The following is a 21,070-nucleotide window of genomic DNA, read 5'->3' as shown; positions in this document are numbered from 1 at the left end:
CAAAGGCCCGCTTATTGGTTTTATGGCTTTAAGATAGGGAGCCATGAACCTTTATAGTGATTTAGATATCTTACAGAGACATACAAAACGACAACCGTCGCAATCAATAACTCCAATGATGCTAGCCACTCAATTTGATGAATGTACTGAGTGCTCATTCCCACACCCTCCATCCAGCTCGCTAGTTTGAACAGCGCTGTAGAGCCGATTACAACCGGGAAAGTAAATGCGGCATATCCAGGGCTAAAGGGCAAGCGGAGCAGTTTAAAGAACGACAGATAGATAATCAGTGTCATCAACACGGCAATACCAAACAATAGACTTAGTAACAAAGGGGAAGGTTCCGACGCTACGGTTAAGTAACCTGCCATAGAGAGACTGGCAGGCGCAGCCAGAACAGCTAGGGTTGGTTTGGCTGAGTCGGGTACTTGTTGAGAAAACATAAATCGATAAATCATTATCGGTAGCATCACGGCATAAGCGGTCATACCAAAAGCCAGAGCACCATCTGCAACGAGCGACAGGGCAGGGTTTCCGGAGTACGAAACCCCAGCAACGATGATCCCAACTGGCGGAACAAACCAGCTAGGTACCATATGGTGAAGCTGCAAGTCATCGATTCTGTGGTAGACAAAACTCAATAGGAAAATAGCGTGAAGTATGACCGCTGAAACCCAAATAGCATCTCCTGCCAGTGGGTAAAATTGTCCGATTGTGTTCGACACAACCATTACCGCCATTGCAAATGTAGGAACAACACTACCAACAACAGGATGAGCGAGATCATCCTGAAGAAGTTTTGGATGAAGCAGAAACTTGAAAGTGAGTACGAACAACAAGACAGATGCGATACCCGCACCAAACCACTGTCCATATCCATGCAGATTCGCATAGTTTTCCCAACACCATCCCAAACTGGCTATCCCCAAAGCGAGTCCTGCCATTGGAGTAGGAACAGTTTGCAATCGGGTTTTTACTTTGGAAATCATGGGTACCTCAAGTTCAGGCTGTGTCATTTGTGGCTATTTTAATTGCTCTTGTTGTTCTAATATATCTAATAAATCTATACATGTGTTCAGAAAAACTAAACAGGTACAACTCAATGAATAACATAACACTCAAGCAACTTAGGGTGTTTGTCGCTATTACTCAGCACCATACGCTCACAAAAGCGTCAGAGAAGCTTTATTTGTCTAAAGCTGCGGTTAGTATGGCGTTGTCAGAGCTAGAAAAACAGTTGGGGCATACCCTATTTGATCGGGCCAACAATCGTCTTATCCTAAATCAAGAAGGACAAAAACTTTTGCCTCTTGCCGATGAGTTGGTCTGCCGTTCAACTAATATTGAAGACTTGTTTAACAGCGATACTGAGTTGTCCGGGACACTTAAAATTGGTGCGAGTGATACCATCGGGAATCAATTACTTCCATTTATGCTGAGTCACTTTCGACGGAAGACGCAACATCGTTCCCAGAGTGTATTTATCTCTAACACCGCTGAGATTTGTCAGAAGCTATCGGACTACGAACTAGACATTGCGCTTATTGAAGGGGAAGCACAGCATCCAGAGTTGCTGGCAAGTCGGTTCTCCCAGGATGAAATGTGTATTATCTGTCCACCAGAGCATGAACTGGCAGGAACAGATCTGCATGCTTTGTCTGAGCTGGAAAATCAGGATTGGATATTAAGAGAGTCGGGATCTGGTACCCGAGAGTTTTTTCTGACGGTTGTCGCATCTCAGTTGGTTAGCTGGAGAGAGGGTTTCAGACTCAACACCACAGAAGCACTGATTAATAGTGTTTCTGCGGGATTAGGCTTTAGCTGCATTTCAAAACTATCTGCGGATTCGGCTATTCGTGAAGGCCGTATTCAACAAGTTGGCGTGCCAATAGATATGAAAAGAGAATTCTGGTTGTTACTTCACAAGGAGAAGTATCGCAGCCCGCTTATCCAAAGTTTTGTTCGACATTGTGAGAACCGGCCTGTATAAGCGAGGGCATTCTGGTTTGTTGGGGGGAGTAGACCGAAATTAGCTGGGACTATACTCAAGTAATCTCTAGATGCATTTTCAGCGAGAATTTATTCGTTTTTAATCAAGACACTGATTTGAAGGTATAGTGGTTCTACATCAAAAATCAGTAACGCAGAGTAGAAGCGAATAAAACTCGCCCTTCGGGAGCTCATCAGAAGCGTTATTTCTTCGTCAAATATTCTTGAAAGGGAATGCCATTCCTACAAATATTTTCCTTGAACTAACGCTTCTGATGTAGCTCTGAATCCTGCATCTTGAGGTCACTTGAGTATAGACTCTTCTACACCTATTTATACATATCTTCATAACCAGGTATATGCTTCTCCCAGAACGGAGGTGTACCAATATACTCCTGAAATGCGTTGATAAACTCTGTGACTAATTTGGTCTGCTTACGGTGAGGGTAGACCGCATAAATTCCGGTCTCCATGGTAGACAGATGATAATCAGTCAATAACGGGATTAACTTCAATTTATCAATGGACTGTTCCAGATTAAAAAGGTCAATAAGCGAATAACCTAGTCCATCTTTTACCGCTTCAACGACAGACCGAACATCACTGGTGCGGTAACTTCCTTTCATTTTATAGCTTTTGATCACTTTGCTGTGTGGCTCTTCACCTATCTGAATCAGGTCGATACTTACGTTTTTATTGCTGTAGATAACAGCGGGCAGCGCTATCAGTTCTTCGGGTGTCTGTGGTCTGCCGTGTTTATTAATAAACTCTTCTGAAGCAACAAGAGCAAAATTGGTTTCTGCGAGTTTTCTGGCGATAAGGTTAGAGTCTTCAAGTTTGCCTATCCGAAAAGCGATATCAAAATGGTCAGCAATAATGTCTGTTCGAATATCTTCTAAAGACAGAGTGATCTCTACCTCTGGATACCGCTTCATAAACTGCGTGATAACAGGTTGAAGATAAAGCTGCCCAAAGTGAACGGATGCAGTGATGCGCAATTTACCTTTTGGCTCTGACTGATATGAATCTGCGATACCTTGTATGTGATGCAAGGTATTCATCAACGATTGTGTCTGTTCAAGGATCTCATAACCTGCGGGCGTCAGAGAGAAAGAGCGGGTAGAACGATTAAGCAGTTGAACGCCCAGTTCAGCTTCCAGCTTCTTAATTTGCTTAGACAGGGAAGATTTGTCCATATCATGTAAATCAGCGGCTTTACTGAAAGAACCTTGTTGAACCACATCCTGAAATAGCGCTAGCTGATTGGTTATTGCCATGATTTTCTACCTTGATCTTTAGATATTTTTTTCACAAGCCAATATATTACGGAAGAAGTTTTCGTACAAAACCATAATCAGAAAATTGGCCAATAGAACTCACTACTGGCTACTCATTCACGTAGACTCGAAGTACGACTTTATCTTGTTCCGCAGCCAGATATTTGAAGGGCTGTTCCGCTCACGATTATGAACCATTAAGCGATAGCGAATAGGTATGGTATTAAAAGGTGGTTGTAGAGCCTGAATTCCCAGTTTATCCGAAAACAGGCTGGCGATATGACGTGACGTCACCGCAATGCTGTCGCTGGTCGCAACCAGTGACATTTGAGACAAAAGAGAGGTACATTCTGCGGCTACTTTCCTTTCTCTCATATTCTCTTCGGTAAAATAATCCGCAAGATAAGAATCTTCTCTTCGAAGCTTTAATGTGATGTGTTTCTCTTCGTAGTATTGAGCTACATTTATTTTCTCAGATAAACGAGGGTGATTCTTACGCGTGATAATACAGATGTCATCTTCAAACAACTCCTCAGTAAAAAAAGAAGATGTAGAGTAGTTGGAGAACTCTATTGCCAAATCTGCCTGATGTTGGCTTAGGTCATGTATCAATTGCTCCTCGTCTGCATGAGTTGGTTGCAGCTCGATTGAGATGTTGCCTAGGCTGGCATCAGCTTCTATCTTCGGAAGCAGCATTAGCATAACTGGTTCCGATGTATAGATGACAAAGTTCCTTGGATACTCGGTATTAAACCCTTCCAGGTTTTCAATCGCGTTGCTGATCTGAATGAGTGCAGGTTCAACATGGCGCATCAGTTCATGAGCGTGTTGAGTTGGTGCGATACCACGCCCTGCACGAACAAATAGTTGGCTTCCTACTTGTTGCTGCAACCGCTTTAAAAGGCCACTGACTCCAGGCTGCGTCATATTCATTTCTTCTGCAGCGAGTGTGATGGATGCATGCCGATATACCGCAACAAACACCTTAAGTAGGTTCAGATCCAGATTTGCTAGCATTTGGCCTCAAACATAACAGTTCGTGATGTGTTAAATATATTTTCATGCATGTATTGGTATGTGTCAACGCGATAAATTAGCCCCATACACGAAATCAAACCTCACAGGGGCACGTTATGAATACTCGTTTTACTCCTTCTGCTTTGTCTTTAGCAATCATTGTTTCTTTTGGTGCGACAGCTAATGACTATGCATCAATAGACACGTATGAAGGCAAGCCAGCATCCGAACATACGGTTGAAGCAAACGCCGCAGTTTCTAAAATGCTTCCGTGGGAAGATACCACTGCGTTTGACCGTACAAGCCGTGGTTTGATTGCTGAGTTCGGAACACACGAGGCTGGAGAGCTGAAAAATCGTTTTGAATACATGACGGACATGTCAGTGGATGACTTACCATCAACGGTGAACCCATCTATCTGGCGTCAGGGAATGTTGAACTATGCTGCTGGTGGACTGTATGAGGTAACGGACGGGGTTTATCAGATTCGCGGTGCAGACCTTTCAAATATGACAATCTACCGTAGTGATAACGGTTATGTTATTCATGATCCTCTTCTTTCTAAAGAGGCCGCGGCTGCATCATGGGCGTTCGCGAAAGAGCACCTTCCAAAAATTAACGGTGAACACAAAATTACTGGCATGATCTATTCGCATATGCATGCAGACCACTTTGGCGGGTCACGGGGTATCTTTGAATCTGGGGATTTTGCCGATGATGCACAGATTTATGCACCAAAAGACTTTATTAAAGAGCTAGCAGACGAGAACGTTATAGCGGGTACTGCTATGGGACGACGCGCTAACTATCAGTACGGTACAACCTTAGACAACAATACTAAAGGCATCGTAGACAATGCGCTCGGGCTGGGTACCTCTCGTGGAGAAGTGACACTGGTTGCACCAACAGAAGAGATTCAGGAGCGGGAAAAGGCGATAACAATTGATGGACTGGAGTTTCACGCCATTAATATGCCCGGAGCCGAAGCACCAGCAGAAATCGTTCTGTATGTACCTGAATATCGTTCACTCAATACGGCTGAGCTGACTTACGATGGCATGCACAACATTTACACCTTCCGAGGTGCTAAAGTGCGCGATGCTCTGATATGGACCAAATATTTAACAGAATTAAAGATGCGTTATGTCGATAGTGGTCTGGTGGACAACATTCACGCTGCACATTCGGCCCCTGTATGGAATGAGGCTGATACTGATATAAACGAAATTTCTGAATACATGGCGCTTCAGCGTGACAATTACGGATTTATTCACAATCAGGCGATGAGGCTGGCAAACCATGGTGTCACCATCAACGATGTTGGCCGAGAGATAGAAAAAATAGTGCCTCAATCTCAAATTGACACATGGCACACTAACGGATACCACGGTTCTTATAGCCACAATGCGCGAGCAGTTGTCAATTTGTATCTCGGATATCACGATATGAATCCGGTTAATACGAACCCATTGCAGAGTACAGAGAAGTCATGCGTTTATGTAAACGCGGCTGGTGCAGACACTCTTTATAACGCGGGTACAGCGCATTTCAGCAATGGTGAGTATCAGGAAGCGTCTCAGTTGTTTAATGATTTAGTGCAGTGTGACCCTGACAATATTAAATACCGATTTGCACTGGCTGACAGTTTTGAGCAGCAAGGTTATCAGTCTGAAACCATGGCCTGGCGTAATAGCTACCTGCAGGGTGCGGTTGAGCTACGTACTGGTGAAGTTCAGCCATCTATAAAGCTGGCTTCTGCTGATGTTATTGCGAATACACCAACAGGTATGTTCCTCGATTTCATTGCAGTAAGTTTGAATGCGCCAAAAGCCGAAACTGCTGGGTTGAACTTCAACTTTGGTGTTTATCATCCGGATCTTGAAGAGCATTACTATGGTGAGGTTTCAAACGCTAACATGTCGAACATCGAAGTCGACAGACTACCCGCAGTAGACTTTGAACTTGTAATAAACAAAACCGACTTTACTCAAGTGGTGTTAGGGCAGACCACGGTAGAAGCGCTGGTTCAATCAGGTCAGGCTGAAATAAAAGGTGATGCATCGCTTTTAGATAAGCTGGCAGGAACATTAGATAAGTTTGATGGCATGTTTGAAATTTTGCCGATGCCTAAGAAATAACGCCTAAGTGGTATGTGAATCGGAAGATTTATTGTCCTCCAAAATGCAAAAAGGGCCAATTCAATTGGCCCCGTTCTATTTTTTCCCGGAAATCACTTTTTTGAGTGTTCTTTCCAGTACTGATGTCGGCAGCGTTGCAGCTGCATTCTTCTAGTCTTCTTCATAATAAAGTCTCTTGTTTTTATTGTTTTTATATTATGTGCCAAGCACATCCACCAATATCACGTATCTGGTCATTCCTCGCAAGAACATTTCAGAATAAAAGAGAACCGTATCACATATGGAACTTGGGATTGACTACCTCTTTGGGGTTACGCAAAAAAAATAACATTGGTGCGAGGTGCACTATAAAAATGCGCTCCCGGTTTAGATGAAATTTAAAATAAGGCTTAACTTTATGAATTAATTAATTAAATTCACGTTGGCACACTCCTTGATAAAGCTATTACAAAATAAAAATTAAGCTCAACCACAGCACAAACAAGTTTTAGCAATTGAAATGGAGAATTCATATGCAGAAGTCAGCAATTAGAAAAGCGGTGAAATTAGCGACGGGAATCGCCCTGTCTGCTACCTGTATGGTCAATACAGCATGGGCAGAAGTGGGTGAACCAGAGCTGGAAGATCTGAAGTTTGGTTTTATCAAGCTAACAGATATGGCACCGCTTGCCGTTGCCTATGAAAAGGGATTTTTTGAAGATGAAGGCCTGTACGTAACCCTGGAAGCTCAGGCTAACTGGAAAGTCCTATTAGACCGCGTTATCGACGGCGAGCTGGACGGTGCACATATGCTTGCCGGCCAGCCATTAGGTGCCACCATCGGCATTGGTACTAAAGCAGAGGTTATCACCGCATTTAGTATGGATCTTAATGGTAATGGTATTACGGTTTCCAATGACACCTGGGAGCAGATGAAGCCTTACCTTGAAATGCAACCAGACGGCAAGCCTGTCCACCCAATCAAGGCAGATGCTCTTAAGCCTGTGGTAACCAGTTATCAGGATCAGGGTAAACCGTTCAATATGGGCATGGTATTCCCGGTATCAACTCACAACTACGAGTTACGTTACTGGCTGGCAGCTGGTGGTATTCACCCTGGTTACTATGCACCTGAATCTGGTGATAACAGTGGTCAGCAAGATGCAGATGTCCTTCTCTCTGTAACGCCACCACCTCAGATGCCATCAACCATGGAAGCGGGCACCATCAAAGGCTACTGCGTGGGTGAACCGTGGAACCAGCAGGCCGTATTCAAAGGTATCGGTGTTCCTGTTGTAACGGACTACGAGATCTGGAAAAACAACCCGGAGAAAGTATTTGGTGTATCCAAAGCTTGGGCTGAGAAGTATCCGAACACTCACATTCGTGTTGTGAAAGCGATGATCCGAGCAGCAGCATGGCTGGATGAGAATAATAACGCCAACCGACCAGAAGCCGTGAAGATGCTGGCGAAGAGTCAGTACGTAGGTGCGGACGCAGAAGTTATCGCCAACAGTATGACAGGGACATTTGAGTACGAGAAAGGTGATAAGCGTGAAGTGCCAGATTTCAACGTGTTCTTCCGCTACAACGCAACTTATCCGTACTACAGTGATGCAATCTGGTACCTGACTCAGATGCGCCGCTGGGGACAGATTTCTGAAGCGAAAGATGACAACTGGTACATGGATGTAGCAAAAGAGGTATATCGTCCTGACATCTATCAGGCAGCAGCAGAAGCTCTGATTGAAGATGGTTACCTTAAAGCAAGTGACTTCCCGGAGTTTAGCAAAGAAGACGGGTTCCGATCTCCACAAACTCACTTTATTGACAACATCGTCTATGACGGTAAAAAACCAAATGAGTACCTAAAAAAGTTCTCAATTGGTCTGAAAGGCGCAGATAAAGTCTAAGCAATACATTACCAAAGGATTAAAGGTTAGGGCCTGAGTTTTCCGGGCCCTATAGGAGTCGTTATTATGTCTAGCAATGTTATATCTATGCTACCAGGTCGAAAATTGGTAGCCAATCAGTCAAAGCTGATTTTGTTTCCAGTACTCGGAATTATGCTTTTCCTCTTTATGTGGCATGTATCTGCGAAACAGGTACAGACTTCACTGGGCACCCTTCCTGGCCCTGTGCAGACCTACACTCAGTTCGTTAACCTGATAGGTGAACATGTAGAAGAGCGTGAAAAAGAAGTCGCGTTTATCGAGAGACAAGAGAAGCGAAATGCTGCCAAGCTGGCGAAAAACCCGGATGCTAAGGTAAAGATCCGACCTTACACCGGAAAGCCGACCTTTTTTGACCAGATAGGCACCAGCCTTATCACGGTGGCGTGTGGTTTTATTCTGGCATCAATGATAGCGATTCCTCTTGGTATCATCCTTGGCCTAAACCAGGGGCTATACCAGGCCTTTAACCCAATTATTCAGTTACTTAAACCGGTATCACCTCTGGCATGGCTTCCAATTGTGACCATGGTAGTGAGTGCCACTTACGTAAGTAGCGCCCCTTTAGTACCTAAGTCTTTCGTTAACTCCTTACTAACGGTCGCTCTATGTAGCTTATGGCCAACACTGATCAACACGGCAGTGGGCGTCACTAGCGTTGATAAAGATTTGGTAAACGTAAGTAAGGTACTTCGTCTTTCTTGGTGGCAGCACATTCGTACCATCGTTCTGCCTTCGGCTATTCCTATGATTTTCACTGGTTTGAGACTATCACTGGGTATCGCATGGATGGTATTGATTGCCGCAGAGATGCTGGCGCAAAACCCAGGGCTTGGTAAGTTTGTCTGGGATGAGTTTCAAAATGGCAGTTCTGCATCTTTAGGCCGAATCATGGTCGCAGTGATTACTATCGGTTTTATTGGTCTTCTACTGGACCGAGGAATGTTAATGCTACAGAAGAAACTATCGTGGGATAAGAAACAAGAGCTTAGGTAGTTGGAAGCGATTGAGCTAAACCAAAATAACTGGGAAAAGGAATTAAGTTATGTCGAAGGTATTTTTAGATTTAACCCAGTTGGGAATGCGATTTCCAACACCAAAGGGCGAGTTTGTTGCACTAAAAGATGTAAACCTGCACATCAATCAGGGGGAGTTTGTATCGCTGATTGGTCACTCAGGCTGTGGTAAGTCAACGGTTCTGAATCTTGTAGCTGGTCTGCTTGAAGCGACTGACGGTGGAGTGATTGTTGATGGTAAAGAGGTAGATGGACCGGGCCCGGAGCGTGCGGTGGTATTCCAGAACCATTCTCTACTCCCGTGGTTAACGGTTTATCAGAATGTTGAGCTAGCGGTTAAGCAGGTTGGCAAAGGCAAGTCAGCGTCCTGGGTTAAGGAGCAGGTCGAGCACTATCTTGAGCTGATTCAGATGCAGCACGCTGCTGATAAAAAACCGGATGAAATCTCTGGTGGTATGAAACAGCGTGTGGGTATCGCGCGTGCACTCGCTTTGCAACCCAAGGTGTTATTGATGGATGAACCATTCGGTGCACTGGATGCGTTAACGCGAGCGCACTTGCAGGATTCTTTGATGAAGATTCAGGCAGAGCTGAATAACACCGTGATTATGATTACTCACGACGTTGATGAAGCCGTTTTGTTGTCAGACAAAATTGTGATGATGACAAATGGCCCAGCAGCCACCATCGGTGAAGTTCTGGATATTGAGCTCGCAAGACCACGTAATCGGGTAGAGTTGGCCGATGATGCGACATATCAGAAGTATCGTCAGTCGGTATTGCGATTCTTGTATGAAAAGCAGGTGAAGGTAGAGCCGATCTCGACGTCAAAAGAGAAGAAGTCCGTGGTGACACCGAAAGAAGTGAAAACTGCTTAACTAATTTTGAATACACAGGAGCCCTGATTGATATGGCAGGGTTCCTACACATCTATTATTCTGGATCAAGCAGGTTAGTGAGTGCTTCGTGCCACAACCTCTCCAAATCTCCATTGCTTTCCATTTCAGCAATCATCTTTGTTATATCGGGAATCAGCGCCTGATGTCTTTCATGCACGTAGTGGTAGAGTGGATGGCGAGCCCATACCTTTCCAACCGGAACAACATCTTTAATTCCCAATAATTTAAGCTGATAGCGACCATCAAGATTGGAAGAAAGAGCAATATCTGCTCGTCCTAGCAGGACAAATGACATCATGGTTGATGACTCTGTGAACTCAACGACTTTGTCGAAAGTCATCGTTGCATCGAGCGTATGCTGAACACCACGTACTATCGCATACTCATAGTTCGCTCTGTCTTTATGGATGTAACTAAAATCAGAACGTGCGAAGGCTTGTGTTTCAATATACGCGACAGGGATTGGAATGCGAATGAGTGACGGGTTTGTTTTACCATAGGACCATATTCTGAGCATCTCCCCGTCGCGTCCTCCTCGGGCTGATTCATAGAAAGCTCGTTTACCGGGCATCGGCGTAATTAAAACGTCATAGCCTAAACGTTGATACACCTCGTTTATAACGGCCTCACCTGCGATTTGTTCTGCAAGCCCTTCTATTCGTACAAACTCCAGAGCCTCTGTCGAGGATCCTTTTACTGGAAAAAGCTGGAAAATAATAATGGTCAGTAGAATCGAGAGTTTGTTCATGACTAGCACCCAAAAGCTTATTACAAAAAAGTATAGCTGCTTTTCTTTAGTGGCGATGTCGCTTGAAGCCTGTTCTATTTCTCCTAGACTTTACTGATAACAAACTAGATATAGCTATTTCAAAAATCCAATGAACCCAACATTAGGACGGTTTATATGACTGCCAAATTTAAACTTCTGAGTTTGACCGGAGTTCTTTTTGCGGGTGTGATGTTACTCATCACCCTGATCAGCTTCTTTAACTTTAAATCAGCCTCGGTTGATAGCTATACACAGAAGTTGAACGATCAGGCATTTCTCATCTCCAATGCCGTGGAACAAAAAATTCAGCGCTATTTTGATAGCCTGAACTTGATTAGTGATAGTTTGGCGATCGATAAAGAAGGCAATATTGATATAGGCCAGATGACTAAACAGCTAAAACATGTTGAGAACAACTTAGATGTTCTCTCGTCCTATGTTGGACTAAAAAGTGGAATTACTTACCTACCTAAAGGGCAAATACCTAATTTCAATGCAAAGGACTTGAATCGAGAATGGTATAACCGTTTGTTTGCCGGAGAAAGAAACATTATCACCACACCCTATACAAGTAGCGAGGGGCATCTAGTTATGGCTCTGGGGGTTCCGGTAATACGCGATGGAAAAGTTGTTGCGACGTTATGCGCAAATATTCCCGTGAACGCAATCTCAGAGTTTATTGAAAGCCTGACTGAGAACAATCAGATTTTTGCGGCACGAGAAGATGGTTTCGTGCTGGCGGCAAAGTATCCCGAGTATGTAGGTAAAAATCTCTACGACGAGCGTCCGTCTTATCGTCAGTATAAGGATCAGCCAGGCAGCAGCCATACCTATACCTTTGATGGAAATGAGTACTTTGTGATCAACGCGAAGGCAGATGCAACAGGTTGGACGGTTTGGTCTTGGGACTCGTGGGAAAACATTAATACTGCATCTAACAGTAACCTAATTGAAGGAATTGTGATTGCGGTAGTTCTGATATTTCTTACGCTTGGAATCACTTATATTTTAATTACCAAATTGATGTACCAACCTATTGGTGGAGAGCCTAAAGAGATCGAACAAATGGTGAAAAGTGTCTCTGATGGAGACCTGAGTGTCGCTGCGAAGGGCAGTAATAATGATACAGGAATCCTATCAGCGACATTGGCCATGGTTTCTAATCTTCGCTCTATTATCCAGCGAATAAATGAAGCCGCAGAGCATCTTAACGACTCTTCGGTTCAAATGTCTGGTGCTGCATCTGAAGTGAATCGCAGCTCTGAACGTCAGATGGTGCAACTTGAGCAAGCTTCAACGGCAATGAATGAAATGACGGTGACCGTTGATGAAGTGGCAAGGAATGCATTGTCAGCCTCTAGTGCCGCACAGGAAGCTAATAGTCACTCTGAACGTGGTATGTCTGTTGTGGGCGAGATGAATCAAAACATCAACACACTGGTTGAAGGCATTGCCAACGTTGTAGAGGTGAGCAACAAGCTTGAGCAAGAAACTCAAAGCATTGGTGGTATCCTTGAGGTTATCGAAGGAATATCAGAGCAAACAAATCTGTTGGCACTAAACGCAGCAATTGAAGCCGCGAGAGCGGGTGAGCATGGTCGTGGCTTTGCGGTAGTTGCAGATGAAGTTCGCAATCTGGCGAATCGCACCAGAGAGAGCACCAATGAAATTCAGGAAATGATCACCCGGCTTCAGAGTGAGGCGCAGCGATCTGTTCAGCTAATGGAAACGAATGTATCTGATGCTCAAAATACGGCCAGCAAGTCCGAAGAAGCAAACATGGCATTGCAGTCGATACAGAACTCAATCACCATGATACTCGATATGAACAATCAAATTGCCACGGCAGCAGAGGAACAAACTCATGTCGCTTCGGAAATTAATGCCAATGTAGTGGAAATCAATGATTTAGCAAAAGCGACCTTCGAGAGCTCCAACAGTAATACTGCTAAGGCGCAGGAGCTAACGAGTGTCGCTGAATCTCTTAATAAGTCGGTTGAGATATTCAGATTGTAAGGTGCAAGTTGAACCGCGTTACTGGTAGTTGACGGTGTATTTCACCTGAACAAAATCATTGGCAAAAGCAGTTGCCCCTGCTTGTTCTAGCTTGATGTCATTCGCTGTGTTGCCAAACAGCGGAATGCCTTCTCCCAACAAGATAGGGGCAAGAGTGATGGTCATTTCATCGATCAACTCAAGGCCAAGGAAGGTCTGGATGGTTTTTCCACCGTCAATGTAAGCATGTTGATAACCTTCACCCTCTAATTTAGCTATCAACTCGTTTGGTTCGCCTGAATACATTTCAACTTTACCCCGCATGTTTTTAGGTGCTTCTTTCAATGTGTTACTCAGCACAACGATTCGTATGTCACCATAGGGCCATTGTTCTTCTGTCAGGTTCATTGCAGAGATGACTTCCATCGTGGATCGCCCCATGATTAAACAGTCGATAGTGGCGATATAACTGTTCCAGCCATTATCTACTTCTATCTCAGGTTTCCCCGCACTGTGTAGCCAATCTAAGCTGTTGTCTTTTTTAGCAATGAAGCCATCAACACTTGTTGCGATGAATACAGAACATTTCATTTTGTCACCATTAAGCTGTGGTTTATGGAACCGTTTATGGATTCGTTTGATTGTGCGAATCGTTACTTCATCCTTGGCATTACGATTGGCATGATTTATAATAATTCTACATTGTAGAAATTAATATTAGTCTATCGAGGGATAAGAATGTCTGTCAAGGAGAAAAAACGAGGCCGACCAAAAGGAGCTGGTAGTCAGCTTAGTGCTGATATCATCATGAAGATGGCTAAATCTCTTATGAAAGAAGACGGGAAAGTGCCGAGTATTCGTAAGTTGTCATCTCAGTTAAATGTCGACGCGATGGCGATTTACTACTATTTCGAGAACAAAAACAAACTGCTGGAGGCGATCACTACGTCATTGATAGAAGATGTCTATGAGCCAGTAGAGAGTGAAGAGTGGAAACCCGAACTGTATGCACTGTGTGCCAGCTACTTAGCCTTGTTAAATGACTATCCTGGTTTGCTGGAAATACTTCTCTCTATGGACTCTGAAAGCCCCGCAGAAGTATTTGCAGAAAGGTTTCAGTCCGTTATTGCGCCATTGAACTTAGATGATGTTTCCGCGAAGAATGCGCTTGATCTATTGGTGGATTATTTGCACGGATACGCGCTCGCGCTTAACTGCAACAGTGATCGAACCAAACTAAATATAGAAATGTTAGAGGGACCTTTGGCTATGTACTGTAATGGGCTGGAAAACATTTAGACTGCTTGGCCTTTTAGCGCCTTTTGTTTTTCAGCATCGCTTGATCGGCTACATCAAGAAGATGAGCAATATCCTGAGTCTCGTTTACAACTGTACTACCAATAGTAATGCCAAAATCGGGCAACTCGGGTGACCTGCTATTGTTGATGGATTGCATCAGCGCATCTGTGACACTGTCTATGTCGTTAGGGTGATTTAAAAGCATTAGAGCCGCAAATTCATCACCACCGATGCGTCCTATAACATCTGATTCGCGAGTGTGTTCTTCTAATGACTGGGCAACATTTTTCAGAACTTTGTCACCGACCTGATGACCGTGGGTGTCATTGATTAGCTTGAATTGATCGACATCCAGATATAGCAGAGCAAGAGGTTGCTTCATTCTCTTGGCAAGTTTTAGTCGTTGATCTGCTAATGTATGGAAACCACGCCGATTACTGATCCCGGTTAGCGCATCAGTGATTGCGAGTGTCTGAACTTCGGTATACAGATCCAGCAGAGCAAGGTCCGATTCCAGAATATCCTTAAGCTGGTTGATTAACTTAAAGTAAGTCTCGGCGTAGTCAGTAACTTCATAATCCATTACACAAAATGTGCCGAATGGTTCACCACTTGGCCAAAATACAGGTACACCTAAATAGGAACTAAAGCCGTCATTATGAACTTCGGGATTGGTATCCCAGCATGGGTCAATTTTAGCGTTCCCTACATAGAGCTCTTTTCCCGTTTCAACGATTCTTCGGCAAAAGATATTGACGTCAGGTTCGATGATAATGCCTTGAGGGTAGGGGTTGGTATCTTGTTGGCTACATATGGTGGTTTGAAACCCAGCAGGGGTATATTGAACAAGAAAGCCTGCCGGAGCGTGAAATAGCTCAGCGAGTAAGTTTACCGTTTGTTGCCATTTATCCAGCGAAATCAGGTCGCTCGGGTTATCCAATAGAAAATGGCTTTTATCTATTTGAGAGCGTTTGACCATCGACTTACCACCATCACTTCTCTATACCGAACCGAATACGTAATATTCAGCATATCAATAATAGTAGTTTAGCGCATTAGCTTTGTGGTTGTAGAAAGGCTTCTGGGTATCTAGGTTTCTAGGCTTGTTATTTGTGATAGTGAGAATAGAAAGTGATAGTCAATAAAACTGCCCATAAGAAAATGGGCAGTGGATTACAAAGATTGAGCGTTAACTGGTTTGTTCTTCTAAACGTGTTTTAGTGAGCTTGATTATACTGAATTCAATAAGAACCAGAGCCATGATGATGGCGATGATAGTTGGGCTTGAGTATCCCCAGTCAATCACACCAATCAGAATGTCCGGGAAGACAAACAGCAGACACGCAACAATCAAAATAATTGACGGAACAATCGCTATTAACACTGCAACGCTGTTTCCTCCGGGAATCTTGAAAGGTCTTTTTGCATCTGGTTCAAGTGTTCTTAGACGAACAAACGAGATAAAGAAGAAAAAGTAGGTAACGAATAACAAGAAGTTGGCGAATGAGAACAGTGACCAAAACAGGTCGTCGGCACTTCCAGCCATAAAGCCGTACACCACAAGCGCAAAGGTAGAGATAATTCCGGTCAGCATGTTGGAACCATATGGTGAACCATTCTTATTGGTCTTAGCAAAAATAGCGGGCATCTCTTTTGCGTTCGCAGCCTCAACCGCTGCACGTGATGCTGCCATGATCCACGGAATTATGTAGGTAAACAGACCAAGTACCGCAAGCAGTGAAAGAGTGATAGTGATGACTTGTCCAGCTCCTGTGCTGCCAAATAGAATTTGTAGTGTCTGAACCAACCCACCAACAAGTGATAGATCCTCCGGAGGAATCGCAATAATCATTGATGATGTTGCGAACCAGTAAAGCGCCAGAATGATAGCAATCGCGATCAGAATACCGAGAGGCAGATTTCTTTCAGGGTTTTTGATGCTAGAACCCATGCAAGCGATGGTTTCCACACCAAGGAACATATAGATCAGAGTAGGGGCATAAATAAAAGAAGCTCCCATTGATGGTTTCATTGTATCGACGGTTAACTCTACGACCTGCTCACCCTGATTGGCAACAAGCAGGTACCCACCAACAGCGAATGCCAGCATGATGGCGACTTTAGACAAACCACCAATCATGTTTACAAGTTTTCCTGTATCCAACGATGCATTGGCGATAAACACAGTTCCCCAAACCATCACAATGGCGATACCAATCATTCCCCAAATGCTCATATCCGGCCAGAACAATTCCGACAGCATACCGCCACAAATCAGATATACAGATGGAATCCAGAAAGGAACGTTGATCCAGTAGTACCAGCTAACACGAGCCGCATTCTTTGAGCCCATACCGCGAAGCGTCCACTCATAGATTCCGCCTTCTCCGGGGAAAGCGGCACTCAGTTCGCAAACGATAAACACATAAGGCAGAACGAACAGAACGATGACCAGCAGCCACCATCCAAATACAGATGGACCAACACCGGCTGCGGGCGCCAAGCCATCAATACCGATAAGACCCGACAGCACAAAGAATATGATGCTGAACAGACCCATTTTTGTTTTATTTTCCATAATAAGCACCTCAGCTTATATCAGGCCGCTCTCTGCTTATATTTAAGTGAGAGCAGCAATAGAAGGTTATTTAATCGCGGGAATTTGTTGTGTGATGCAGTGAATATTTCCGCCACCCAATAGAATATTTCTCCCGTTGACACCCACAACGTCGTGGTATGGAAAGATCTCCTTCAATGTGTTTTCAGCCAGTTTGTCTGTTGCTTCATCTAATAGAGGGAAGACGATCCGGTTGTTGGTGATCAGGAAGTTCGCATAGCTGCCTGCTAAACGTTCTCCAGCACTCCTTTCCATACCTTCACAAACGTCAAAGCCTTTTGCTTCTGCTTTGGTGATGTAGAGTGGTCCGGGAGTTTGTAGCTTATGTATCTTCAGCTTACGCCCTTTTGCATCAGTCTCTGACTTCAGAATTTCGAACGCTTCTTTTGAAATCTTGTATTGCGGGTCAGATTCGTCGTCTGTCCAGGAAAGGACAATTTCTCCAGGGCGCGCGACGTGAATTAAATTGTCGATATGACCGTTAGTGTCGACGTCGTTGTATAAGCCAAATGGCAGCCAAATCACTTTCTCAACGTTCAGGTATTCTTTTAGGTAGCGGTCCAGATCCTCTTTTGATAAATCCGGGTTTCGGCTTGGATGGAGCAGGCATTCTTCAGTTGTATAGGCCGTGCCGTCGCCATCGACGTGGATAGAGCCACCTTCCAATATAAATGGAGCACGGTAGTAGTTATCACCATGAAACTCTGCAACCTTGCTGGCGATTGCATCGTCGGAATCCCATGGGAAGTAGAGACCATCCAATAAACCGCCCCACGCGTTGAACTCCCAGTCGACAGCACGTCGATGACCTTTGTCATCAACAACATAGGTTGGTCCTATATCGCGCATCCAGGAGTCATCGGTTGTCATTTCAACCACGCGAATATGTGGAGGTAACTGCTGGCGTGCGTTGTGGTACTGACCGCTTGAAACGATCATATTGACTTGAGTTTCTTCTGCGATAACAGAGGCGACTTCTACAAAGTCAGTTTGTGCTGGTTTGGCTCCCCACTGCCAGCTATCGGTTCTCTCTGGCCAGGCGATCCAAATCGCTTCTTGAGCTTCATGTTCACCAGGCATTCGGAAGTTATCAGCCTTTGGTGTAGTAGTAAGTTTCTTAGACATATTTCACCTTTTGGAAAACGCTAAAGGGTTTTTTCGTGATGCAATTTGTTCTTTCTGCACCCTCAAACTCTTATTGGTTTTGGTTATGTTTCATCTTGAGACCTGTCTAATAAACCAGCTAAGAGTTGACCAAACTGTGAGCTGTATTGTTTATCGAATTCTTGTAAATCCCACGATATTGTTGTGTGTCATATGCCACATATGGCCCTCAATTCAGGCTGCTTTTTTCGATATTTGATTCGTTCATATTTTTCCCAGGCTTTTCGTCACTACTATTTTTGACGTCGATTAACGAAAGCGAATTAAGGGAAACCGATATGCACGCAAATACAAGAACAACAGGTCGCGTAAACCACTTGTTAGACACCATCGATCTAGAGAAACAAGAAATGCTCGATCTCTTTGAAACCATCAGAATGCTGAAAGAAGCGGATATGCAGGGGGCTGTTCCGCAACTACTGAAAGGCACCTCCTTAGCAATGATTTTTGAGGAGCCATCAACACGAACCCGAGTTTCGTTTGAGACAGCGATGACCGACTTAGGCGGCCATGCGCTCTACCTGAAACCCGGGGAGATTCACTTTGGCTCACATGAAGCGATCAAAGACACGGCGAAGATATTGTCCAGCATGTGTCACGGCATCATGTTCAGAAGTAAAGAGCACGAATGCATTTTGAATCTGGCAGAGCATGCAACGGTTCCTGTGTTCAATGCGATGACTTATTACAACCACCCAACACAGGGTGTGTGTGACTTCTTTACTATGTCTGAGCACCTGCCAGAAGGTAAAAAGCTGGAAGATATTCACGTGGTATTTGTTGGTGATTCACGTGAAGATACCGGCATCATGAGTAAAGAGACCGGTCATATGTGTGCCACATTAGGGCTGAGATACACAGTGGCATCCCCAGCTCGTTACTCCATGTCTGAGCAAGAACAGCAGAAAATCCGCGACAAGATGGCAGTAACTGGCGGCACATTAGTGGTTACCGACGATGTAGATGAAGCGATTAAAGACGCAGACTTTATTATTCCAGATGTGTGGACTTACTACGGATACGAGGATGAAGAAGCGGATCGCATGGAAGCATTTATGCCTAGATATCAGCTGAACATGGATATGCTAGAACGCGCTCCTGCACACTGTAAGGCATTGCATTGTCTGCCAGCTAACCGGGACGTGGAGATCACCAGCGAAGTGATGGATCACCCGACTCGTTCCATTGTTTTCCAGGAAGCGGAAAACCGTCTGCATACTCAAAGAGGATTGCTGACATGGCTTCTTTACCCACGATTGAGAGCGGCAGACGAGTCACTTCGCCAGTACACGGAAGGGCAGTTGAGGCAGTTCCTTGATACTCGCCTGAAATAATACCTGATCTTAGAAAGGCAAATTCGGAATCAGAGTTAGTGCTCTGGTTCCGTTTTTGTTTAGTGAGTGAGATATACTCGCTTTGACGGTCGTAGTGATGTAACTCGACCTAAGTTCTCTCGTTCCCACGCTCTGCGTGGTAATGCATACCTGACCTAGAGGTTCCCCGCATAGTTCACATTTTCTTCCATCTTCCATCCCTTCCTCAATGCATAATCAGCAACGAGTGAACTAAAACAAAGAGGAAACATGGGAAGAAGTCGGTACAAAATCGTGCACCAAGATGCCCCTCACTTTGTAACCCTAACAGTTTTGCACTGGATACCTGTTTTTACCCGACCACAAACCGTAGACATCTTGTTTGATTCACTAACTTTTCTAATGAACGAAGGTGTGAAAATACATGCCTACGTAATATTGGAAAACCATTTGCATATGGTCGTCCAGAGCCAACAATTAAGTCGAGATATCGCTCGATTTAAATCCTACACGGCCAAACAGCTAATTTCGTATTTAAACCAGAACAAAGTAAAAACGATACTCGACCAGTTAGCGTTTTACAAAAAGGCACACAAGAATGACCGCACTTATCAGTTTTGGCAGGAAGGAGTGCATCCTGAGTTGATACAAAGTGATGAGATGATGCGTCAGAAGGTTGAGTATATCCACCAAAATCCGGTTAAAAGAGGATATGTTGATCTGGCTACCCACTGGCGATATTCAAGTGCACGCAATTATGAAGGTGAAAACGGACTGATTGATATTTGCAAGTCGTGGTGATTTATTAAGCTCGATATGCATTACCACACAGAGCGTGGGAACGAGGTTTATGCGTAACTATGCGTTATCGCAGTCGATATTTAATACATCGTTTTTGACAAAAAATGGGAAAAAATGAGCATTTACTCTTGGCTGTTCGCTAAAGTTAGCATGAAGTGGGGTTAATCAGCCTAGAGTTTTACCAGCCAATGGCAGGGCTTGCTTTCGGTTCCACTTTTGGAAGGTAATCGGGTAGGTAATGAGACAAGTACGATTCCGCCACGATGATCGCTTCTTCATTCACGGCTTTATCTTTCAAACCAACATTTCTTGAGAAGTACACGCTGTCACTTGCTTCCAGTGCAATCACAAAAATATTGTGAGTGGTCGGTAGCTGAGGCAGTACAAAATAGCGTCTGTAAATCGCCTCAATTTCGTTACCCAACTCATTGTCCTTTTCCACAATTGCGGATTTAACATCATGATATTGGTGATGAGTGTAGAGAATGTTTTTTACGATCGCATTTTCGTCGCAGTAATCAGAAAGGGACGTTTGGATAAGCTTGTTTATCTGCTTCCAGTGAGTAATGGGTTGGTTGTCGGTACAGGTTTTCACTATCTCTTCGAAGCTACTGAAGATATCAACCAGATAGTCCAGTATTAACTCATTCATGTTCGAGAAATAATGGTAAACCGTAGAAGGTGACATTCCGGCCTCATGTGCCACATCATACATTGATATTTCACTGAGTTCTTTTCGGCATCCAACGTTAATGAGCGCGGTTTTGATGCGGTCTATCTTTTCCTTTCTGGAGGCTTTCATACCAATGTCCAACCTACTGATAGCATTAACTTAAACTTATACA

Annotated in this window: 18 protein-coding genes; 9 read left to right on the top strand and 9 right to left on the bottom strand. The window is 44.2% G+C overall.

The genetic code is table 11. The features are described 5' to 3' along the window. Positions 1-20: 20 nt before the first annotated feature. Positions 21-989 (bottom strand): TDT family transporter, encoded by a 969-nt coding sequence (locus SNR28_RS20150; RefSeq protein ID WP_375750426.1) that lies wholly within the window; start codon positions 987-989, stop codon positions 21-23. A gap of 113 nt (positions 990-1,102) precedes the next feature. Here SNR28_RS20150 and SNR28_RS20145 point away from each other — a divergent pair, with 113 nt between their 5' ends. Then, positions 1,103-1,990 carry a LysR substrate-binding domain-containing protein gene (locus tag SNR28_RS20145; RefSeq protein ID WP_375750424.1) on the top strand — a complete coding sequence of 296 codons (888 nt, stop codon included), beginning with the start codon at positions 1,103-1,105 and terminating at the stop codon, positions 1,988-1,990. Positions 1,991-2,318: 328 nt separating this feature from the next. On the opposite strand, the gene SNR28_RS20140 is transcribed toward SNR28_RS20145, so the two are convergent. Continuing rightward, positions 2,319-3,266, bottom strand: a complete 948-nt coding sequence (locus SNR28_RS20140) for a LysR family transcriptional regulator (RefSeq protein WP_375750422.1) — start codon at positions 3,264-3,266, stop codon at positions 2,319-2,321. Between the two features lie 117 nt (positions 3,267-3,383). Further along, positions 3,384-4,283 (bottom strand): LysR family transcriptional regulator, encoded by a 900-nt coding sequence (locus SNR28_RS20135; RefSeq protein ID WP_375750420.1) that lies wholly within the window; start codon positions 4,281-4,283, stop codon positions 3,384-3,386. Positions 4,284-4,399: 116 nt separating this feature from the next. Between SNR28_RS20135 and SNR28_RS20130 the strand changes: the two genes are divergently transcribed. The 4 genes from SNR28_RS20130 to SNR28_RS20115 all read left to right on the top strand — a co-directional run bounded on the left by SNR28_RS20130 (position 4,400) and on the right by SNR28_RS20115 (position 10,246). Beyond that, entirely contained in the window at positions 4,400-6,421 is a 2,022-nt protein-coding gene (locus SNR28_RS20130; RefSeq protein ID WP_375750418.1) for an alkyl/aryl-sulfatase, read from the top strand. A 578-nt stretch (positions 6,422-6,999) separates the two neighbouring features. Further along, on the top strand, positions 7,000-8,313 hold the full coding sequence (locus SNR28_RS20125) for a CmpA/NrtA family ABC transporter substrate-binding protein (protein ID WP_375754127.1): 1,314 nt from the start codon (positions 7,000-7,002) through the stop codon (positions 8,311-8,313). Between the two features lie 66 nt (positions 8,314-8,379). Continuing rightward, positions 8,380-9,348: an ABC transporter permease gene (locus SNR28_RS20120; RefSeq protein ID WP_375750416.1), complete on the top strand. Its 969-nt coding sequence runs from the start codon at positions 8,380-8,382 to the stop codon at positions 9,346-9,348. 49 nt (positions 9,349-9,397) lie between these two features. Then, on the top strand, positions 9,398-10,246 hold the full coding sequence (locus SNR28_RS20115) for an ABC transporter ATP-binding protein (RefSeq protein WP_375750415.1): 849 nt from the start codon (positions 9,398-9,400) through the stop codon (positions 10,244-10,246). Positions 10,247-10,301: 55 nt separating this feature from the next. Here SNR28_RS20115 and SNR28_RS20110 read toward each other — a convergent pair whose 3' ends face one another. Next, positions 10,302-11,015 carry a substrate-binding periplasmic protein gene (locus SNR28_RS20110; RefSeq protein WP_375750413.1) on the bottom strand — a complete coding sequence of 238 codons (714 nt, stop codon included), beginning with the start codon at positions 11,013-11,015 and terminating at the stop codon, positions 10,302-10,304. 156 nt (positions 11,016-11,171) lie between these two features. Between SNR28_RS20110 and SNR28_RS20105 the strand changes: the two genes are divergently transcribed. Continuing rightward, positions 11,172-13,052, top strand: coding sequence for a methyl-accepting chemotaxis protein (locus SNR28_RS20105; RefSeq protein WP_375750412.1), 1,881 nt, complete (start codon positions 11,172-11,174; stop codon positions 13,050-13,052). 18 nt (positions 13,053-13,070) lie between these two features. Here SNR28_RS20105 and SNR28_RS20100 read toward each other — a convergent pair whose 3' ends face one another. Continuing rightward, a complete protein-coding gene (locus SNR28_RS20100) occupies positions 13,071-13,622 on the bottom strand; it encodes a dihydrofolate reductase family protein (protein WP_375750411.1) in 552 nt (183 codons plus the stop codon). A 147-nt stretch (positions 13,623-13,769) separates the two neighbouring features. On the opposite strand from SNR28_RS20100, the gene SNR28_RS20095 reads away from it, so the two are divergent. After that, on the top strand, positions 13,770-14,330 hold the full coding sequence (locus SNR28_RS20095; protein ID WP_375750409.1) for a TetR/AcrR family transcriptional regulator: 561 nt from the start codon (positions 13,770-13,772) through the stop codon (positions 14,328-14,330). A gap of 13 nt (positions 14,331-14,343) precedes the next feature. Here SNR28_RS20095 and SNR28_RS20090 read toward each other — a convergent pair whose 3' ends face one another. The 3 genes from SNR28_RS20090 to aguA all read right to left on the bottom strand — a co-directional run bounded on the left by SNR28_RS20090 (position 14,344) and on the right by aguA (position 18,072). Beyond that, the gene (locus SNR28_RS20090) at positions 14,344-15,309 is read right to left on the bottom strand and encodes a sensor domain-containing diguanylate cyclase (RefSeq protein ID WP_375750407.1); all 966 of its coding nucleotides are present in this window, start codon (positions 15,307-15,309) and stop codon (positions 14,344-14,346) included. Positions 15,310-15,519: 210 nt separating this feature from the next. Then, the gene (locus SNR28_RS20085) at positions 15,520-16,908 is read right to left on the bottom strand and encodes an APC family permease (RefSeq protein ID WP_375750406.1); all 1,389 of its coding nucleotides are present in this window, start codon (positions 16,906-16,908) and stop codon (positions 15,520-15,522) included. Positions 16,909-16,974: 66 nt separating this feature from the next. Then, entirely contained in the window at positions 16,975-18,072 is a 1,098-nt protein-coding gene (aguA, locus tag SNR28_RS20080) for an agmatine deiminase (RefSeq protein ID WP_375750404.1), read from the bottom strand. A gap of 317 nt (positions 18,073-18,389) precedes the next feature. Here aguA and argF point away from each other — a divergent pair, with 317 nt between their 5' ends. Then, positions 18,390-19,445 carry an ornithine carbamoyltransferase gene (argF, locus tag SNR28_RS20075; RefSeq protein ID WP_375750403.1) on the top strand — a complete coding sequence of 352 codons (1,056 nt, stop codon included), beginning with the start codon at positions 18,390-18,392 and terminating at the stop codon, positions 19,443-19,445. A 249-nt stretch (positions 19,446-19,694) separates the two neighbouring features. After that, complete coding sequence (locus tag SNR28_RS20070; RefSeq protein ID WP_375749397.1) at positions 19,695-20,225, top strand: transposase; 531 nt, start codon at positions 19,695-19,697, stop codon at positions 20,223-20,225. A gap of 178 nt (positions 20,226-20,403) precedes the next feature. On the opposite strand, the gene SNR28_RS20065 is transcribed toward SNR28_RS20070, so the two are convergent. Beyond that, on the bottom strand, positions 20,404-21,027 hold the full coding sequence (locus SNR28_RS20065; RefSeq protein ID WP_375750401.1) for a TetR/AcrR family transcriptional regulator: 624 nt from the start codon (positions 21,025-21,027) through the stop codon (positions 20,404-20,406). Between the last annotated feature and the right edge of the window lie 43 nt (positions 21,028-21,070).

The organism is Vibrio iocasae (genome assembly GCF_042245395.1).
In the GTDB taxonomy this organism is placed as follows: Bacteria; Pseudomonadota; Gammaproteobacteria; order Enterobacterales; family Vibrionaceae; genus Vibrio; species Vibrio iocasae.
This window is presented reverse-complemented; position numbering and strand designations above follow the sequence as displayed.